This window comes from Streptomyces sp. NPDC048612 (assembly GCF_043199295.1).
In the GTDB taxonomy this organism is placed as follows: Bacteria; Actinomycetota; Actinomycetes; order Streptomycetales; family Streptomycetaceae; genus Streptomyces.
Genome location: NZ_JBICVV010000006.1, coordinates 84,026 through 101,005, shown reverse-complemented (window position 1 = coordinate 101,005; position 16,980 = coordinate 84,026). Strand labels below are relative to the sequence as shown.

Genomic DNA, 16,980 nt, shown 5'->3' with positions numbered 1-16,980 from the left:
CGTCGTGGTCAGAGGATAGGAGCACAACGGGCGCGACGGGGGGTGGGGTGACGGCGCGCCCGCCGGACGGCGGGGTTCCGGCCGGCGGGCGCGGGGCGGCGGCCCGGGGGAGCGGGGCTCAGCAGCCGTCGAGGATCTTCTTCAGCGCGGCCTTCTCGGCAGAGTCGGCGGTCATGCCGTACTCATGCTTCACCGACACCCACATCCGGGCGTACTCGCACTGGTACGAGGTCTTCGGCGGCAGCCACTTCGCCGGGTCCTTGTCGCCCTTCTCCTGGTTGAGGTTGTCGGTGACGGCGATCAGCTGGGAGTGGGTGAGGTCGTTGGCCAGGTCCTTGCGGCGCTCGGTGGTCCACTTCGCGGCGCCCGACTTCCAGGCCTCGGACAGCGGGATGACGTGGTCGATGTCGAGGTCGGCAGGCTCGGTCCAGGTCTTGCCGTCGTAGGCCGAGACCCACTTGCCGCTGACCGCCGCGCAGCTGCCGTCCTGCTTCACGTCCGTGCCGTCACGCTTGAGCACCACCTCGCGGGTGTTGCACTCCTTGCCCTGGTCGATCCAGTGCGGGAACTTGTCACGGCTGTAGCCGTCCTGCGGGCCCTCGGCCTGTTCCTTGATCTCGGCGAGGTACTTGCGGGCGGTGGCGGCGTCCGGCGGGCTGGGCGGTGCCGCCTGGGCGGACTGGCCGCTGAGCGCCAGTGTGCAGACCAGGGCCGCGGCCGAACCCGCGGCGACGGAAACTCGACGCGCGTAGACCTTTTTCATCGAAACTCCCGTGATGTGGGGGGAAGTTGACGTGCGGTGCACGGCTCATGGTGTCGCTGTGGGGTTTCCGTGAGATGGGCACCAGGTAACAGAGTGACGACATGCCCACGTCAGTTCAAGGGCTGACGGGGCGCCATAAATGCACAACGGCGCTCCGGTTGTGGCGCTCCGGACGTGTCCGCGCCCCGGGCGCCCCTACAGTGAGCGCGTGCTGCTGCCGGTCAACGCCACTCTCGGGGTCGTCCTCGCCGTCCTCCTGGCCGCCGCCGTGGCCGTCGTCGCACTGGCCCGCCTCGGCCACTCCCGGGCCGTCGCCGTCGCCGGGCTGCGCGCCGCCGCCCAACTCGCGGCCGTCTCCTACCTCATCGGCTGGGTGGTGCACGCCCTGCCCCGGCTGCTGGGCTTCCTCCTGCTGATGTTCGCGGTGGCGGTACGGACCGCAGGGCGCCGGATCACGCAGAACCGCAGCTGGTGGTGGGCCGCCGCACCGATCGCCGTCGCGGTCGTCCCGGTCGTCGGGCTGCTGCTGCTCACCGGCCTGGTGCCCCCACGCGGCCTCACCCTGATCCCCGTCACCGGCATCCTGATCGGCGGCGCGCTGACCGCCACCGTGCTGGGCGGGCGGCGGGCGCTGGACGAGCTGGAGACCCGGCGCGGCGAGTTCGAGGCGGGCCTCGCGCTGGGGCTGCCGGACCGCGACGCACGGATGGAGGTCGCCCGCCCGGCCGCGTCGGACGCGCTGCTGCCGGGGCTGGACCAGACCCGGACCGTGGGGTTGGTCACACTCCCCGGCGCGTTCGTCGGCATGTTGCTGGGCGGGGCCTCGCCCGTACAGGCCGGTGCGGTGCAGCTGTTCGTGCTGGTGGCCCTGCTGGCGGTGCAGGCGACGGCCTGTGCGGTGGTGCTGGAGCTGGTCGCGCGCGGAAGGCTGCACCGCGTACCCTTGACGGCAGCAGAAGGGGAGTAGCTCTCTGCCGGACCGTCGACATAATGCCCTCCCGTCGCCCGACCACCACCCCCGGTGGAGCGCGTTCCGCGCGCTGTGACGACGTGGCGAGCCGGCGCCCGGAGCGCAGTACGTAGTCGTACGGCGCCAGCGAGACCTTCGGCCGCAGTGTCTGACGCTGCCGTGCCGAAGCGACCCCTTTCCCGGGCCCCTTTGGTGCGGCCCGACCGATCGAGGTATCCCACCCCGTGTTCAGCTTCACCGTCGCCGCCGTCGTCTTCGGCGTCGTCTTCCTCGCCGAACTGCCCGACAAGACCGCCCTCGCCGGGCTGATGCTCGGTACCCGCTACCGCGCCTCCTATGTCTTCGCCGGTGTCGCCGCCGCCTTCCTGGTGCATGTCGCCCTGGCCATCGCCGCGGGCAGCGTGCTGACCCTGCTCCCGCACCGCCTGGTACAGGGCGTGGTCGGGGTCCTCTTCCTGGCGGGCGCCGCCGTGCTGCTGTTCCGGAAGGGGGACGACGAGGAAGAGGTGCGCAAGCCCGCCGACCAGAGTTTCTGGAAGGTCTCCGGGGCGGGCTTCATGATGATCCTGGTCGCCGAGTTCGGCGATCTGACCCAGATCATGACCGCCAACCTCGCGGCCCGTTACGACGACCCGCTCTCGGTCGGCGTCGGCGCCGTCCTGGCGCTGTGGGCGGTGGCCGGCCTGGGCATCGTGGGCGGCCGCACGCTGATGAAGTACGTGCCGCTCCGGCTCATCACCAAGATCGCGGCGGGCGTGATGCTGCTGCTGGCGGGCTTCAGCCTGTACGAGGCGATCGCGGGGTAGCAGTTTTTTCCCCGCCGCCCACCCCCCTTCGGGGGGTGGGCGGGTGGAGAGGGGAGGAAGGGTGCGGCGCGGTCCCTTCGGGGGCGTGCGGTGCGGCCCGTTCGGGGTGTGTGGTGCGGCCCGTTCGGGGTGTGCGGTGCGGTCCCTTCGGGTCCGTGGGACGCGCGGCTCCTTCGGGGCCCGTGGGGCGCGGCTCCTTCGGGCCGTGCGGTGCGGGTGCGGTGCTCAGCCCTCGATGTGGACCGCGATGCCGCCGTCCGCCAGCGCCTCGACGCGGACCCGGGTGAGGTCGGGGACCTGCACGGTGGGCGCGAACGCGGCGGCCCGGTCACCGACGCCGACCACCCGCATCCCGGCCGCCCGGCCCGCTTCTATGCCCGCCTCGGAGTCCTCGAACACCAGGCAGTCCTCGGGGGCGAAGCCCAGCTCGGCGGCGCCCTTGAGGAAGCCCTCCGGGTCGGGCTTGCTGGCGCTCACGCTCTCCGCCGTGATCCGCACCTCCGGCATCGGCAGCCCGGCCGCGCCCATCCGGGCGTCGGAGAGCGCGACGTCCGCGGAGGTCACCAGGGCGTGCGGGAGGGCGGCGAGAGCGGCCAGGAAGGCGGGTGCGCCGGGGACCGGCACCACGCCGTCCATGTCGGCGGTCTCCTGCGCCAGCATCCGGCGGTTGTCCGCGAGGTTGAGCTCCACCGGGCGCTCCGGGAGCAGCGCGGCCATGGTGGCCCAGCCCTGCCGGCCGTGCACGACCTGGAGGATCTCGTCGCCGTCCAGCCCGTGTTCGGCGGCCCAGCGGCGCCAGCAGCGCTCGACGACGGCCTCGGAGTTCACCAGCGTGCTGTCCATGTCCAGCAGCAGGGCGCGGGCGGTGAGCGTGGTGACGGCCGTCATCGGCGGGCTCCTGGGCGCTACGGACGGACGGTGCGCAGGGCACCCCGGAAGAAACAGAGCGGTCCCGCCCGCCGGTCAGGGAGTGCGGGCGGAACCACTTTGTTTCTTCACGATACAAAACGTGGCGCCTGACGACAACCAGCCTGGTCAGAGCCCCGCCGGCCGCGCTCAGGGCTCCTCCGTCCGGGACTCCGGGGACGCCCGGGCGAGTCCTCCAGCCGCTCGCGCCCGCCGGAGCCGGTGCCGTCGGGCTCCTCCCCGTCCCCGTCGGGCAGTGACACGTACGGCCGAACGTGCAGCGGATCAAAGTCGTCCGCCTCGGCCGCCACGCACAGGCAGCCGGGCCGGCCGTCGCCGCGTACGGGGGCGCGGCAGTGCGGACAGGGCTGTGCCGTCACGGGTGTTGCCCTCCCCGGGGGCATCGAACCGGCAGGGATTGTCCAGACGTCGCCCGGTCCCCGCGGGCGCGCGACGACATCCGCCCCGGCATGCCCCGAGGCCCCTGCCGGGGCGCACCACTCGGCGGGCCATATCCGGTGGAACCGCCCAGGATGGAAGAAGTCCGAAGGAGGGGCACAACGGCAGCGTGGCCGGCGGCGGCCCGGGGACGGGACGGACGGCCCGGCTCCGTACGGGACGACCCGGGCCCGGCACCGCACGGGACGCTCCGGAACGGAGGAGAGGCTCATGGCGCAGGACACCGGTGCGCCGCCCGTCCCCGGCGAGGACCGGTCCCGGCGGACGGTCCTCGTCGCGATCGGCGCGCTGCTGCTCGGCCTGCTCATCGCCGCACTCGACCAGACCATCGTCGCCACCGCGCTGCCCACCATCGTCAGTGACCTCGGCGGCCTCAACCACCTCTCCTGGGTCGTCACCGCCTACCTCCTGGCCTCGACGGCCGCGACGCCCCTGTGGGGCAAGCTCGGTGACCTGTACGGCCGCAAGAAGCTCTTCCAGACCGCCATCGTGATCTTCCTGATCGGCTCGGTGCTGTGCGGCATCGCGCAGAACATGGGTGAGCTGATCGCCTTCCGGGCCCTCCAGGGGCTGGGTGGCGGCGGGCTGATCGTGCTGTCCATGGCGATCGTCGGCGACATCGTGCCGCCCCGCGAACGGGGCAGGTACCAGGGTCTGTTCGGTGGCGTCTTCGGCGCCAGCAGTGTCCTCGGCCCGCTGCTCGGTGGGCTGTTCGTGGACCACCTCAGCTGGCGCTGGGTCTTCTACATCAACGTTCCCGTCGGCATCGTCGCGCTCGCCGTCATCGCCGCCGTGCTGCACATCCCGCGCCGCCGCACCCCGCACCGGATCGACTACCTGGGCACCGCCACGATCGCCGCGGTGGCCGCCTGCTTCGTGCTGATGACCTCGTTCGGCGGCGTCACCTACCCGTGGGCCTCCTGGCAGGTCGTGGGGTGCGGCGCGCTCGGTGTCGTCCTGCTGGGCGCCTTCCTGTTCATCGAGCGCCGGGCCGCCGAACCCGTGCTGCCGCTGCGCCTGTTCCGGCTGCGCACCTTCTCGCTCACCGCCGTCATCGGCTTCGTCGTCGGCTTCGCGATGTTCGGGTCGATGACCTATCTGCCGACGTTCCTGCAGGTCGTACAGGGCGTCAGTCCGACCGTGTCCGGGGTGCACATGCTGCCGATGGTGTTCGGCATGCTGCTGGCCTCCACCGGCTCCGGGCAGATCGTCAGCCGCACCGGCCACTACAAGGTCTTCCCGATCGCCGGCACCGGTGTCGTGGCGCTCGGGCTGCTGCTGTTGCACCATCTCGACCGCTCCAGCGGCCTCGCCGAGATGAGCGCCTGCTTCTTCGTCTTCGGCTTCGGGCTCGGCCTGGTGATGCAGGTGCTGGTGCTCATCGTGCAGAACGCGGTGCCCTACCAGGACCTGGGCGTGGCCACCTCCGGCGCCACGTTCTTCCGCTCCATCGGCGGCTCGTTCGGCGTCTCCCTCTTCGGCACGGTCTTCGCCGGCCACCTCGGCCCCCGGATCGCCGACGCCCTCGCCGGACAGCGACTGCCGCCCGGTATCGACCCCGCCCGGATCGCCGAGGACCCGCGGACCGTCGACCGGCTGCCGCCCGGACAGCGCACCGCCGTCCTCGACGCCTACGCCGTCTCCATCACCGACGTCTTCCTCTACGCCGTCCCCGTCGTCCTGGTGGCCTTCGCGCTGGCCTGGTTCCTCAGGGAGGAGCCGCTGCGTAGCAGCGTCACCGCGCCCGACACCAGCGAGGTGCTCTCCTCCAACCCCGTCGAACGGTCCTCCCGCGACGAGGTCGCCCGCGCCCTGTCCATCCTCGGCAGCCGGGAAGGCCGCAGACACATCTACGAGAAGATCGTCGCGGGGGCCGGACTGGACCTCAAACCGGCCGCCGCCTGGCTGATCCTGCGCATCCACCGCTACGGCTCGGTGGAACCGGGGCTGCTCGCCGAACGCAGCACCGTGCCGCTGGGAGTGATCTCCGAGGGCGTCCGCCAGATCGAGGTACGCGGACTCGCCACCCGCGACGGGCTGTTGCTGCTGCTCACCGACCGCGGACGGGACACCGCGGCGCGGCTCTCGGCGGCCCGTCAGCAGTCGCTCGCGGAGATGCTGGGCGACTGGTGGACCCGGGACCGGCCCACCGACCTCACCGAACTCGTCCACGAGCTGACGGCGGAGCTGTGCGGCTCGGACGCGGAGGAGCCGCACAACGGCGACGCCCGGCGGCCGCTGCCCCGCACCCATCCGCCCACGCCGCAGCCGCCGGACCTGGCGAAGTGAGCACGGCGCGCGGGGCGGTGGGGCCGGAGGAGGCGGCCCCCGGCGGTCAACGGCCCCCGGTCAGCCGCTTCTCGAAGAAGACCTCCGCGTACGGATCGTCGTGATAGCGCTCGATCTCCCCGAAGCCGTGCCGCCGGTAGAGCGCGACGGCCTCCACCAGGTCCCGCCGGGTGTCGAGCCGCAGCCACCCGGCGCCGAGCCGCACCGCGGCCTCCTCGGCGGCCGACAGCAGCACGCCCGCACCGCCCCGCCCGCGCACGGCGGCCCGCACGAACATCTGCTTCAGCTCCGCGGTGCGCGCGTCCAGTAACCGCACCCCGGCACAGCCCGCCACCTCACCGCCGTAACGCGCCACCAGCAGCACACCGCCCGGCGGCGCCAGCTCGGCGCTGGGGTACTCCGCCACGCCCTCCGCGATCTCCTGCGGTGTGGCGCGGCGGTTCTCGTGAAGCGCGAAGTAGCGGTCGGCGACCTCGGTGTAGTACTCGCGCAGCAGCGCTGCGGCAGCCGCCGAACCGGCCGGCTCGGCGGCGACGGCCCAGGGGAGACGGAGGGTGGCGGCGTCACTCATGGCGCCATTGTCGCGGCCGGTCCGGCGGGCCGCGCAACGCATTTCGGGTGCCGCCGCCGTCGGTCAGCCCTGCTTCGGCGCGGCCTGCTGGACCACCTCGAAGGACCACAGCGTGGAACCGGACGCCGCGGGCTTGGGCCGCTCCCCGCCCCCGGCGCCGCCGCCCTGCTGGTGCGCGGCCTTCATCGGCCCCTCCATCCAGGCCTGGAACGACTCCTCGTCCCGCCACCGGGTGTAGACGAGGTACTGGTCGGTGCCCTCTACGGGGCGGAGCAGCTCGAACCATTCGAAGCCGTCCGAGGAGTCCACGGTCCCGGCCCGCGCCGCGAAGCGCTTCTCCAGGACCTCGCGCTGCTCGGTGGGGACGGTCAGTACATTGATCTTCACGATGCTCATGTCGACCATCGTGCCGCACGGTGCCGGAGGGGCGCAGTCCAGGGCCCGGAGCCGCGGCCGTTGAGGTTGCGCGGCGCTCCTGGAGGCCGCTGACCGGCAGGCATGCCGAGGGCCCGGCCGGAAGTGTCCGGCCGGGCCCTCGGGGAGTCCGGGTGCGGGCGGTGCGTGGGTCAGACCGCCGCGCCGCTCCGCGTCATGCCGCGCGCCGCAGCTCCTTCGCCTCGGCCTCGGTCTCGACGGCCGGCGGGGAGCCGGGGAGCGGCTTGCGGGCGCTCTCTGACATCAGCAGGACGGCGATACCGCCGATCACGGCCGCCGCCATCATGTAGTAGGCGGGCATCATCTTGTTGCCGGTCGCGCCGATCAGGGCGGTGACCACCAGCGGCGTCGTACCGCCGAAGAGCGACACGGAGACGTTGAAGCCGATCGACAGCGAGCCGTAGCGCACCTTGGTCGGGAACAGCGCGGGCAGTGTGGACGGCATCGCCGCGGTGAAGGTGACCAGCAGCAGCCCCAGCGCGGCCATGCCCAGGGCGATGGCGGCCAGCGAACCCTGCCGGATCAGCAGCAGCGCCGGGACGGACAGCAGCAGGAAGCCGAGGCAGCCCGCGCCGATGATGGGGCGGCGGCCGAAGCGGTCGGTGAGCCGGCCCGCGAACGGCTGGACGGCCATCATCAGGACCATCACCGCCAGCACGACCAGCAGCCCGTGCGTCTCGTCGTACTTCAGCTCCGAGGTCAGGTAGCTCGGCATGTAGGACAGCAGCATGTAGTCCGTGACGTTGAAGACCAGGACCAGCCCGACGCACAGCAGCAGCGCCCGCCACTGACCGAAGATCATCTCGCGGATGCCGATCCGCTTCTCGGCCTCGCGGCGCGCCTTCTCCTTCGTCCGCGCCTCCTTCTCCAGCTGCGCGAAGGCCGGGGTCTCCTCCAGCCGCATCCGCAGGTAGAGGCCGATGATGCCCATCGGTCCGGCGATCAGGAACGGGATGCGCCAGCCCCAGGAGGTGAGGTCCTCGGTGGACAGCAGCGCGGTCATCAGCGTGACCAGGCCGGCGCCGCCGACGTAACCGGCCAGGGTGCCGAACTCCAGCCAGCTGCCCAGGAATCCGCGCTTCTTGTCCGGCGCGTACTCGGCGATGAAGGTGGAGGCGCCGCCGTATTCGCCACCGGTGGAGAAGCCCTGTACCAGGCGGGCGACGAGCAGCAGGATCGGTGCGCCGACGCCGATGGAGGCGTAGGACGGGATCAGGCCGATGGCGAAGGTGCCCGCCGCCATCATGATCATGGTGATCGCGAGGATCTTCTGACGGCCGATCCGGTCACCCAGCGGCCCGAAAACCATGCCGCCGATGGGACGTACCAGGAACGCCGCCGCGAACGCCCCGAACGTCGACAGCAACTGCGCGGTCGGGTTCCCGGACGGGAAGAAGACATGTCCGAGGGTGACCGCGATGTAGCTGTACACGCCGAAGTCGAACCACTCCATCGCGTTGCCGAGCGCCGCGGCCGACACCGCGCGTTTGACCATCGCGGGATCGACGACGGTCACCTCGGCCGGCGCGTGCTGCGCGGAATCCGCCGCGTGGTCCTGTGAGGGGCCGGATGCGGCGTCGGCACGACTGCCGACGGGATGATCATGACCGGGTGCGACGGGGGACTGCGTCGGCACGTGCTCGCTCGCCTGCGCTCTCTTGGACGACAACATGACATCGCCCGCCGTGGGAGGCGGGCACGGCCCGTCATGACGCGACGGGCAAAGGTCGACCATAGGGGCAGACCGGATCATCACGGACAGTGCGCGGACGACCGCGCAGTCGGCCGTATACCCCCTCCTGGCTGGGCAAACGTCTTTTCGCGAAAGACTTCGTGGCACCTCGCGCTGTGATCCATATCGCGAAGTTCTGCCGCAACCATCGGCCGGTTGTGAGGTGTGCCACGCGCCGGAGGGTGGACGGCCGGGCAGCGGAACGGCGCGGCGGACGCACTGCACCGCCGCGCCGAGGTGGATCGTCGCGTCCCTCAAGGATCAGCCATGACCGGTCGCCCCGCCACTCGGGAGCGGCCCGGTCCGGCGTCCCGGCCCGCCGTCACCTCACGGCATCCACGCCTCGTACGACATGACCTCCCCCGACTTGATCCTGAACTCCGGCTCGTCCCTGGTGAAGGTGATCTCCAGGCCGAGGAGATCACCGGTCCGCGGATCGAGGATCACCATCTGGCGGGTGGAGTTCGTCGCGCCGTCCGGACCGTCGTACACATACGCCTGCCCGCGCCGGCCCAGCCGGTCGGTGACCACCCCCGCCTGCCGCAGACCGTCCGCCCCGGCCAGCATCCGGACGACGGCGGCCGTCTCCCGCGGCCCCGGCGTCCACTCCTGGCGGAACGAGGACAGCGCCGACAGAAGCTCCGGCGTCGTACGGGTGCCGCCCGCCCCGCTGTACAGCCACGACAGCTGTTCGCGCAGCGCCCCGGCGTCCGTCGCGGGCCTCGTACGGCCGGCCAGCCCGCTGTGCAGGGCCTCCGAGCCCGCCGGGTAGGTCTTGCGGTGCAGGACCTTGCCGTCGCTCACGGTCTGCCACTCGCCGTCGTCGTCGTGGATCACCGGACGGCCCGGGTGCCGCGGGTCGGTGGCCACCACCAGTTCTGAGCCGCTGCCGTCGTCGTTCCAGCTGGTGATGCGTTCCTCGGGCACGGTCACGGGGGGCGCGGCGTCCGGACCCGACTCCATGCTCATGTACCAGCTCTGCAGGTGGCTGCCCCGTCGCGGCCCGTCCTGGGCACTCGCCGCCCGCGCCTTGGCCTCGGCCCTGCGGGCGAGCACGTCCAGTGAGACGGACGGCGCACCGGCGCGTACCGGGAGGGCGGCGGGCGCGGCGACGGCCGGGCTGGTGGTGGCGCCGGAGAAGGTGAGTACTAGGGCGGCGGCCGCGGCCGACGACGCGGCGGCCAGGCCCATCAGCAGACGGCGCCGGCGCACCGGGCGCGGACGGCCGGGCGGTGCGGCACCGGACGTCAGCGCCGCCAGCCCGGCCTCGGCCCGCGCGGTCAGCGGGCGGTCGCGCCAGGGCCCCTCGTCGGCGGAGACGGGGTCGGCCTGGCGCAGCAGCTCCAGTTCCTCAGTCATGGCTGCGGCCTCCCGCGCGGGTCGTGACGGGCTGGGGGGAGAGGGGACGGGGAGCGGCCGGGCGGGGCACCGGCGGCGAAGGGGGTGCGTCGGGCCGTGGGGGAGGCGCGTCGGAGGGGGCGGTGCCGCGCGGACGCATCCGCTCGATCTGGGTGCGCAGCCGGCCGCGCGCCCGGTGCAGTCGCATGGCCGCCGCGCTCTGGCCGCACCCGAGGGTCACCGCCAGCTCCTCGACGGTCAGTTCCTCCCAGGCGGTCAGCCGCAGCACCTCCTGGTCGGCGGCGGAGAGCCGGGCCAGCGCCTCGTGCACCCAGGAGCCGGGCCGCTCGGCGTCCGGACTGTCCACGGTCTGCTGGCGGTGCGCCGCCTCGTGGTTGCCGAGCCGGTGCAGCAGCCGCCGGTAACGGCCCATCCCCCGCACCGTGTTGGCCAGGCAGTTCCGGGCCACCCCGTACAGCCAGGGCAGCGGCGCCCCGGGAAGCTCGGCGCGGCGTCTCCAGGCTATGGAGAAGACCTCCGCCACCACTTCCTCGACCTCGTGTGCCTGCCCGTCCAGCCGCCGCGCCACGAAGCGGCTGACCGCCCAGTAGTGCGCGCGATAGGCCTCGGCGAAGGCGTCGTCCGTGCTCATGAACCCTTGGTGTCCGGCATGGCCCCGATCTTCACACCCTCTCGGGTGAGACTTGCCACCCCCCTTGGCGGGCCTTTCGGCGCGCGGGCAGTGAAGATCGCGGCGGCTGCGGACACCTACCGGACATGAAGTTTCCCGTGAGGTGGCTGACGACCACCGACCACAAGACGATCGGCACGCTCTACCTGGTCACCGCCTTCGCCTTCTTCTGCCTCGGCGGACTGATGGCCTTGGTGATGCGCGCCGAACTGGCCCGTCCCGGCCACCAGATCATGTCGAACGAGCAGTTCAACCAGGCGTTCACGATGCACGGCACGATCATGCTGCTGATGTTCGCGACGCCGCTGTTCGCCGGATTCGCGAACTGGATCATGCCGCTGCAGATCGGCGCGCCCGATGTCGCCTTTCCCCGGCTGAACATGCTCGCGTACTGGCTCTATCTCTTCGGCTCGCTGATCGCGGTCGGCGGGTTTCTGACGCCTCAGGGGGCCGCCGATTTCGGCTGGTTCGCCTATGCGCCGCTCTCCGACTCGGTGCATTCCCCGGGAATCGGCGGCGATATGTGGATCATGGGCCTGGCCTTTTCGGGATTCGGCACGATTCTCGGTTCGGTCAACTTCATCACGACGATCATCTGCATGCGGGCGCCTGGCATGACGATGTTCCGGATGCCGATCTTCACCTGGAACGTGCTGCTGACCGGTGTGCTGGTGCTGCTGGCGTTCCCGGTGCTGGCGGCGGCGCTGTTCGCGCTGGAGGCGGACCGGAAGTTCGGTGCGCATGTCTTCGATGCCGCCAACGGCGGTGCCCTGTTGTGGCAGCACCTCTTCTGGTTCTTCGGCCATCCCGAGGTGTACATCATCGCGCTGCCGTTCTTCGGCATCATTTCCGAGGTCATTCCGGTGTTCTCCCGGAAGCCGATGTTCGGTTACATCGGTCTGATCGCGGCGACGATCTCGATCGCCGGTCTCTCGGTCACGGTGTGGGCGCACCACATGTATGTGACGGGCGGCGTGCTGTTGCCGTTCTTCTCCTTCATGACGTTCCTGATCGCGGTGCCGACCGGTGTGAAGTTCTTCAACTGGATCGGCACGATGTGGAAGGGCTCGCTGTCCTTCGAGACGCCGATGCTGTGGGCGATCGGCTTCCTGATCACCTTCGTCTTCGGTGGTCTGACCGGTGTCATCCTGGCCTCGCCGCCGATGGATTTCCACATCTCCGACTCGTACTTCGTGGTGGCGCACTTCCACTACGTCGTCTTCGGCACCGTCGTCTTCGCGATGTTCTCCGGTTTCCATTTCTGGTGGCCGAAGTTCACCGGCAAGATGCTGGACGAGCGGCTCGGCAAGATCACGTTCTGGACGCTGTTCATCGGCTTCCACGGCACGTTCCTCGTCCAGCACTGGCTCGGCGCGGAAGGCATGATGCGGCGTATCCCCGACTATCTCGCCGCCGACGGATTCACCACCCTGAACACCGTCTCCAGCATTTTCTCCTTCCTTCTCGGGCTCTCCCTCCTGCCGTTCCTCTACAACGTCTGGAAGACCGCGAAGTACGGCGAAAAAGTGGAGGCCGACGACCCCTGGGGCTACGGCCGCTCGCTGGAATGGGCGACGTCCTGCCCGCCGCCCCGGCACAACTTCCGCGCCCTGCCCCGCATTCGCTCCGAATCCCCGGCGTTCGACCTGCACCACCCGGAGATCGCCCACGGAATCGCTGCCCTGCCGGATGCCGAGGAGACCGCCGCACCGGGAATCGGAGCGCGCACATGAGCGAGGGAACGCGGATGGGCCACGGTATGCGGAATACCGGGGGAACGGTGACCGGCGGGGACCTGCGCAGGGCCGCGGAAATGCAGCTGGACCGGGCCGTCAACGAGATCGAGGGGTTTCTCCTCCTGGAGGCGGAGAAGGACCGGGCGCGCACCCGCGCCAAAGCCTTCTGCGACGGCCTGCCCTGGCTCACCGACAGCCAGCGGCGGGAGGTCGAACTGCGTTACTGCCAGGACCAGCACGAGACCTCGCGGGCCTATCTGGAGCGCATCGCCCACCGCAGCGCCTCCTTGCGGACCGAATACCAGGGCGTCTACCGGGTGCTGCGCCGACGGCTGCTCACCGCGTTCCTGGCCGGCACGGTGGCCGTGGCGGTGCTGGCGGCCATGGCGGCCGCCGGCATGAGCGCACGCTGACCGGGTGACGCCCGCGCACCTGGCACGGCCGTCACCCGTGGCGCGGGCGCCGCTCAGCCGGTGACGGTGATCTGGGACGTGGGATCGGTGGTGTCCCGGACGGTGTAGGTGGCGTTGAACGTCGAGGTGGTCGCACTGGTCGGGCAGCCGAACCCGCCCACCACCTTCACCGGCACCGACGCGTTGGTGAAGGCGAGGGTGGAGGGCGCGCCGTTGGTCCAGCTGCCGTTCACCGTCGCCGCCGACGTGGGGGCCGCGGTCACCGTGCAGGACGCCAGCCCGCTGGTCTTGAGCACGAACCCGCCGGTCGGGATGGTCAGCCCGGCGGTCACCGGCGCCCCGTTCTGCATGGCCACGCCCCAGGTGCCGGTCGTGGTGACGGTCGCGCTGACGCCCGGCATGCTCGTCGTGCAGGAGCTGTAGGTCGCCGGGGTGGTCGAACTGCTCACCGGACCGGCCGGGTTGTGGTTGCCGGGCGCGGCCGGGACCTGACCGCTGGACACCGAGGTCGTACAGGTGACGGTCACGACACCGGCCTTGAAGGTGGCCTTGCCGCTGAGCGTGGCGGTGAAGTGGTGCCCCGCGGGGCTCACCGTGGTGGACGCCGCGGCGGACGGCGTTCCCGCCGGCTGCGCCGTCGCGGGGCTCGTCATGGCGAGGGCCAGGCCGAGGGCCGCGACGGCCCCGGTTCCGGCGGTGCGCAGGACGCGCTGACGGGGCGTACGGCGGGCGGGGCGCGTGGTCGTCGTCATCGTGGTCTCCTTCTGAGGGGTGAGGTGCCGGAGGAGCGGTGCGGCGGGCGTGCTGCGGGCAGCGGTCCGCCCCGTACGCGCGTGAGGTGTGGGGTGGCGTGTACGGGCGGACAGGGGACAGCCGGAACGGGCGTAGCGGGCAGCGGGCAGGGGCAGCGGTCGGCGGGCGGGCGCGGGCGCCTAGGACTCGCAGGGTGCGGGCGTGCTGCCGCCCGGTGTGGCGGCGGCTCCGGGCTCCTCGGGGGCTTCGGGTGCGGTCGGCTGCCAGGCAAAGATCATCGAGCCGCCGAGAATCCCGATGACGGTGCCGATCAGAAAGCCGCCGAGGTTGGACATCACCAGCGCGGCCGCAGCGCAGAGCACGGTGAGTACGCCGGCCAGGCCCCGGTAATGCGGCGCGAACCAGGCCGAGAGCCCCATCACGATCATCACCAGCCCCATCAGCACCGACGGGATACCGGCGATCCCCTGTTGCAGCATGATCTTCAGCGGCGCCAGAGGGATGGCGCAGATCTCGGCGCCGGCGATGACGGTCGCCAGACCGCCCCAGAAGGGCCGTCCCCTCCGCCAGCGCCGCCAGGTCAGAAGCATTCCTTCTTGCCCTTGGAGATCTTCATGTTCAGCCCGGACAGCTTGAAGGTCCCCGCGTTGGTGGCCCAGGCCGTCTGCCGGAGCTTGCTGATGGTGACGTCATCGGCCTGCTGGGCGAAGAGGTCCTGCATGCCCTGGGCGCCGTCCGGCCCCTTGTCGAGCGTGGAGGCGTCCCGGCCGATCTCGATCTGGTGGAAGGACGCGTTGCCGGAGAGCTGGGTGGCGTCCACGTAGAGGTCGGTCGCCTCGACGGGCGTACTGCCCGTACCGGCGCTGAGGTTGAGCGAGATGTCGCCGACGACGGGCAGGTGGGTGACGACCGACTGGCACAGATGGTTCATCCGGGCGGTCTTGATGGCGGTGACGGCGACCGGCAGGAGATCTCCCCTGGCGTTCGCGTCCACACTGCCGTACTGGGCGAAGCCGTCGCCCTTGAGACTGTCGGCGGAGACCTTGAACTGCTGTCCCGAGACGGCGAACGAGGCCGCCAGCGCCCCGTTGGCCAGGGCGATTCCCAGAGCGGCGGTGCCGGCCAGCGCCGGGACGGACAGCACGGCGAACTTCCGCCAGCTGATGCGTCCCGTGACCGGTCTGCCGTATGCGTCCTTCATGGTGTTATGTCCCCTTCGAAGAGCGGTGGAGCGCGCTGTCGAAACCTGTGGGGGGAATGCGTGGGCGCAGGGTCGCGCAGGGTGCTGAAGGCGCGCGGAGCCGGGGGTGAGCGTATGGGGGGAGCGTGTGCGGCTCGGGCGCAGGCGGTGCGGGGCGGTGCGCACGGAGGGCGAACTGCCGGGTGTTACTCGCGAGTTGAATGTAAGTCTGCCCATGACGGCTGGCAAGGTTGACGGAGGAAATGCTTTCGGACATACCGCTGGTCCGGCTTTCCCCGGCACGGCTTCGCGTGTACCGGGAGGGCCGGTCGGCGGGCACTACGGGCGGGCGCCGGAGCGTCGCGGCCGCCCCTGGGCCCACGCGCCGGCGGGACGCCCACCCGCCCGATCGGGGTGGACGTCCCGCCCGTGTGCCGGTCCGTGTCCGCCGCCGTGCTCCTGGAGCGCGGCGCCGCTGTCAGCCGTAGTGCACCTGGAGTTCCTTGACGCCGTTGAGCCAGGCCGAGCGGAGCCGGCGGGGCTCGCCCGCCAGGGAGATGTCCGGCATGGCGTCCGCGATGGCGCCGAAGATCAGGTTGATCTCCAGTACGGCGAGGGACTTGCCGAGGCAGAAGTGCGGGCCGCCGCCCCCGAAGCCCAGATGCGGGTTGGGGTCCCGGGTGATGTCGAAAACCTCGGGACGGTCGAACACCTCGGGGTCGTTGTTGGCGGAGGAGTAGAAGATCCCCACCCGCTGGCCCTTCTTGATCTTCGCCCCGGCCAGCTCGGTGTCCTGGGTGGCGGTGCGCTGGAAGGAGACCACCGGGGTGGCCCACCGGACGATCTCCTCGGCCGCCGTCCGGGGGCGCTCGCGCTTGAAGAGCTCCCACTGGTCGGGATGGGTGAGGAAGGCGTGCATCCCGTGGGTGATCGCGTTCCGGGTGGTCTCGTTGCCGGCCACCGCCAGCAGCAGCACGAAGAAGCCGAACTCGTCGGAGCCGAGGTTCCCTTCGTGCTCCGCCGCCACCAGCTGGCTGACGATGTCCTTGGCCGGGCACTCCTTGCGCACCGCGGCGAGGTTCATCGCGTACGAGATCAGCTCCGTGGCCGCGTTGAGGCCGACCTCTTCGGTGATGGCCAGTTCGGGATCGTCGTAGGCGACCATCTTGTTCGACCAGTCGAAGATGCGCGCCCGGTCGTCCTGGGGGATGCCGATGAGTTCCGCGATGGCCTGGAGGGGGAGTTCGCAGGCCACATCGGTGACGAAGTCCCCCGAGCCCTTCCGGCGCGCCCCGGCGACGATCTGTTCCGCCCGGTGGCGCAGCGCGTCCTCCAGGGCCCGGATCGAACGGGGGGTGAAACCGCGCTGCACGATCTGCCGGACCCGCGTGTGCTCGGGCGGGTCCATGTTCAGCATGATGAGTTTCTGTACGTCGATTTGGTCACGGGTCATGGCCGCGTTGAAGCGGATAATCGAGGTGTTGAGGTGCGCCGAGAAGATCTCGGGCCTGGTGGACACCTCTTTGACGTCCTGGTGACGGGTGACGACCCAGTACCCGTCGTCGTCGAAACCGGCGATGCCGTGCGGCTGGGCGTTCCACCACACGGGCGCGGTCCGCCGCAGCTGCGCGAACTCAGGGAGCGGGACGCGGGACTGGTAGACGTCGGGATCGGTGAAGTCGAACCCGTCGGGCAGCGCGGGACATGGCATCGGCGGCTCCTGGTCCATCCGAATCATCTGACGGTTCATCAGCTACGGGTCGCGGTGAAGGTAATGACGAGTCCTGTAAGTGGCAAGGGGCAGAGCGACTCCGGTCAGGGGCAAGGGTTGCATGCCCCTTGCGCCTCAGGGGGTGCCTCATAAGACTGTGGCGTAGAAGTAGAACGCGTACTAGTTCTTCTTCCGTGGGTGCCGGGACATCCGCGGACGCGAGGAGA

The 16,980-nt window shown here is 71.0% G+C and carries 15 protein-coding genes and 1 pseudogene; 5 read left to right on the top strand and 11 right to left on the bottom strand.

The genetic code is table 11. From position 1 onward, the window contains the following. Nucleotides 1-118: 118 nt before the first annotated feature. The gene (locus ACGFN2_RS12125) at nucleotides 119-763 is read right to left on the bottom strand and encodes an HNH endonuclease family protein (RefSeq protein ID WP_362608391.1); all 645 of its coding nucleotides are present in this window, start codon (nucleotides 761-763) and stop codon (nucleotides 119-121) included. A gap of 208 nt (nucleotides 764-971) precedes the next feature. Between ACGFN2_RS12125 and ACGFN2_RS12120 the strand changes: the two genes are divergently transcribed. Both ACGFN2_RS12120 and ACGFN2_RS12115 read left to right on the top strand, forming a co-directional pair. Further along, entirely contained in the window at nucleotides 972-1,730 is a 759-nt protein-coding gene (locus ACGFN2_RS12120; protein ID WP_362608389.1) for an ABC transporter permease, read from the top strand. Nucleotides 1,731-1,957: 227 nt separating this feature from the next. Beyond that, nucleotides 1,958-2,539 (top strand): TMEM165/GDT1 family protein, encoded by a 582-nt coding sequence (locus ACGFN2_RS12115; RefSeq protein WP_362608387.1) that lies wholly within the window; start codon nucleotides 1,958-1,960, stop codon nucleotides 2,537-2,539. A gap of 225 nt (nucleotides 2,540-2,764) precedes the next feature. Here the strand turns inward: ACGFN2_RS12115 and ACGFN2_RS12110 are convergent, their stop codons facing one another. After that, nucleotides 2,765-3,427, bottom strand: coding sequence for an HAD-IA family hydrolase (locus tag ACGFN2_RS12110; protein ID WP_393359591.1), 663 nt, complete (start codon nucleotides 3,425-3,427; stop codon nucleotides 2,765-2,767). 687 nt (nucleotides 3,428-4,114) lie between these two features. Here ACGFN2_RS12110 and ACGFN2_RS12105 point away from each other — a divergent pair. Then, nucleotides 4,115-6,193, top strand: coding sequence for an MFS transporter (locus ACGFN2_RS12105; protein ID WP_362608383.1), 2,079 nt, complete (start codon nucleotides 4,115-4,117; stop codon nucleotides 6,191-6,193). A 46-nt stretch (nucleotides 6,194-6,239) separates the two neighbouring features. Here ACGFN2_RS12105 and ACGFN2_RS12100 read toward each other — a convergent pair whose 3' ends face one another. From ACGFN2_RS12100 to ACGFN2_RS12080, 5 genes are all read right to left on the bottom strand, one after another. After that, on the bottom strand, nucleotides 6,240-6,764 hold the full coding sequence (locus ACGFN2_RS12100; protein ID WP_362608381.1) for a GNAT family N-acetyltransferase: 525 nt from the start codon (nucleotides 6,762-6,764) through the stop codon (nucleotides 6,240-6,242). Between the two features lie 63 nt (nucleotides 6,765-6,827). Further along, entirely contained in the window at nucleotides 6,828-7,160 is a 333-nt protein-coding gene (locus ACGFN2_RS12095; protein WP_362608379.1) for an antibiotic biosynthesis monooxygenase, read from the bottom strand. A gap of 193 nt (nucleotides 7,161-7,353) precedes the next feature. Next, on the bottom strand, nucleotides 7,354-8,715 hold the full coding sequence (gene proP / locus ACGFN2_RS12090; protein ID WP_362608497.1) for a glycine betaine/L-proline transporter ProP: 1,362 nt from the start codon (nucleotides 8,713-8,715) through the stop codon (nucleotides 7,354-7,356). 543 nt (nucleotides 8,716-9,258) lie between these two features. Then, a complete protein-coding gene (locus ACGFN2_RS12085; RefSeq protein WP_393359588.1) occupies nucleotides 9,259-10,290 on the bottom strand; it encodes a CU044_5270 family protein in 1,032 nt (343 codons plus the stop codon). Next, nucleotides 10,283-10,921 carry an RNA polymerase sigma factor gene (locus tag ACGFN2_RS12080; RefSeq protein ID WP_393359586.1) on the bottom strand — a complete coding sequence of 213 codons (639 nt, stop codon included), beginning with the start codon at nucleotides 10,919-10,921 and terminating at the stop codon, nucleotides 10,283-10,285. Before ACGFN2_RS12080 ends, ACGFN2_RS12085 begins: the two co-directional genes overlap by 8 nt. Before the next feature lie 137 nt (nucleotides 10,922-11,058). Between ACGFN2_RS12080 and ctaD the strand changes: the two are divergent. Continuing rightward, nucleotides 11,059-12,693 (top strand): annotated as a pseudogene (gene ctaD / locus ACGFN2_RS12075) (cytochrome c oxidase subunit I); the annotation flags it as partial. After that, complete coding sequence (locus ACGFN2_RS12070; protein WP_393359584.1) at nucleotides 12,690-13,109, top strand: hypothetical protein; 420 nt, start codon at nucleotides 12,690-12,692, stop codon at nucleotides 13,107-13,109. The pseudogene ctaD and the gene ACGFN2_RS12070, both read left to right, overlap by 4 nt. A gap of 53 nt (nucleotides 13,110-13,162) precedes the next feature. On the opposite strand, the gene ACGFN2_RS12065 is transcribed toward ACGFN2_RS12070, so the two are convergent. The 4 genes from ACGFN2_RS12065 to ACGFN2_RS12050 form a co-directional block, all read right to left on the bottom strand. Further along, nucleotides 13,163-13,861: a hypothetical protein gene (locus ACGFN2_RS12065; protein WP_393359582.1), complete on the bottom strand. Its 699-nt coding sequence runs from the start codon at nucleotides 13,859-13,861 to the stop codon at nucleotides 13,163-13,165. A gap of 180 nt (nucleotides 13,862-14,041) precedes the next feature. Continuing rightward, entirely contained in the window at nucleotides 14,042-14,452 is a 411-nt protein-coding gene (locus tag ACGFN2_RS12060; protein ID WP_362607548.1) for a DUF6114 domain-containing protein, read from the bottom strand. Further along, entirely contained in the window at nucleotides 14,443-15,063 is a 621-nt protein-coding gene (locus ACGFN2_RS12055) for a DUF6230 family protein (RefSeq protein WP_362607550.1), read from the bottom strand. The genes ACGFN2_RS12060 and ACGFN2_RS12055 overlap by 10 nt, the downstream gene beginning before the upstream one ends. Before the next feature lie 457 nt (nucleotides 15,064-15,520). Beyond that, nucleotides 15,521-16,753 (bottom strand): cytochrome P450, encoded by a 1,233-nt coding sequence (locus ACGFN2_RS12050; RefSeq protein ID WP_362607551.1) that lies wholly within the window; start codon nucleotides 16,751-16,753, stop codon nucleotides 15,521-15,523. Nucleotides 16,754-16,980 lie beyond the last annotated feature (227 nt).